Raw genomic sequence first — 1,638 nt, 5'->3', positions numbered from 1 at the left:
AGAACAAGTCATATCAAATTTATTGGATAGCGTGATAGAAGACGCTATCCGCGATGTAAGAGACAAAGCATTAAAGGCAAAGGTGGTAAACAATGGCTGAGAAGACAAACAAAGAAGAAAAAAAGAGTATTTACACAAAGCTATCACAGATTGACGTTAAGCCTTATTTAAGCAAAAAAATGGGACTTAACTATCTTAGTTGGGCTAAAGCATGGGGCTTAGTCAAAGCAATCTATCCTAACTCACAAAAAGAGATAACTAAATACCCTGAATATTTGCCTATTAATGGGGAATGGAAATCAACCGGAAGAACTGTTGACTATTGTTTAACACCGTTCGGCTGTGAAGTTGAAGTCACTGTTGAAATTGAAGGCAATAAATATAGTTCAAATCTTTATGTTATGAATCATAGAAATCAAGCTGTCCGTAATCTTAAAGAGTTAGATATGGGACAGATCAATAAGACACAACAAAGATGTCTAGTTAAAGCTTTAGCCTATGCAGGACTTGGATTAGATGTCTATGCTGGCGAAGACCTTCCTAGCGATGAAAGCACGACAGCAACCAAGCCTAAGCCCAGAAAAGTTGAATCATTATCGCAACGCATTGCTAAGGCTAAACAATTTGAAGTCCAATACGGCGGCGGTAAGGAAAAACTAGTCGATGTCTGCAAATGGGAAGCTCAAGGTGACGAACAAGCTAAGGCTTTCCTAGACAACTGGCGGACTAAATCCAAAGGCAATGAAGCAGCTTACAACTTCATTAAAGATCAAGGATTACAGAAAGAGAGTGCTTAATCATGAAAGCAAGCTGGCTATTTAGTAAGCACCCATTATTAGTAGATCAAGAACTAGCAACTGTAATTGGACTGAATGAAGCTATTGTACTTCAACAATTGAATTACTGGCTTCATTCAAAGAGTGCAAAAAAGATTGACGACAAATGGTGGATCTATAACACCTATGAAAGTTGGAAAAAACAGAATTTTCCTTTTTGGAGCGTAGCAACCATTAGAAGAACGTTTAGCAGTTTAGAGAAAAAAGAAGTTGTAGTTTCAGCTAATTTTAATCGAGCTGGCTTTGATAAAACCAAGTGGTATTCGATAGATGAAACTAAACTAAATCAATTGATGAGCAGTGCATGTGATCAAAATGAGCAGACGATCAGCTCAAATAGAGCAGATAGAACTGATCAAAATGATCACACCTATACCAGAGACTACACAGAGACTACTTCAGATACTAACAAAAATAACGATAAGTCACAGATGACTTATCAGCAGTCTCGATCAACCAAAAAAGAAGATAAATCTGAATCTATTCCTTATCAACAAATCATTGATTACTTAAATCAGAAAACTGGCGCTCACTATAAACCATCAAGTAAAGCTAATCAAAGATTGATCAAGGCTAGATTCAAAGAAGGATATAAGTTAGATGACTTTAAGACAGTCATAGATAATAAAGCCTTTGATTGGCAGGGTACGCCCTACTGGAAGTATATGAGACCGTCGACCCTCTTTGGTGCAAGTAAGTTTGACGGTTATCTCAATGCTAATAACCTAAACCAAACCCGCAACACACCAGCTAGCGGGGGCTATGGTGGCACGGTCGACATATCAAGCATACCGGACGACAA

At 38.0% G+C, this 1,638-nt stretch carries 2 protein-coding genes; both read left to right on the top strand.

Annotated elements, in window-relative coordinates; translation table 11 throughout:
• Positions 1 to 92 precede the first annotated feature (92 nt).
• Positions 93 to 797: a Sak single strand annealing protein gene (locus tag EJK17_RS11180; RefSeq protein WP_127796435.1), complete on the top strand. Its 705-nt coding sequence runs from the start codon at positions 93 to 95 to the stop codon at positions 795 to 797.
• 2 nt (positions 798 to 799) lie between these two features.
• A partial coding sequence (locus EJK17_RS11175) for a conserved phage C-terminal domain-containing protein (RefSeq protein WP_127796434.1) occupies positions 800 to 1,638 on the top strand: 839 nt, incomplete at its 3' end.

It is taken from the genome of Lactobacillus xujianguonis (assembly GCF_004009905.1).
Lineage (GTDB): Bacteria > Bacillota > Bacilli > Lactobacillales > Lactobacillaceae > Lactobacillus > Lactobacillus xujianguonis.
This window is presented reverse-complemented; position numbering and strand designations above follow the sequence as displayed.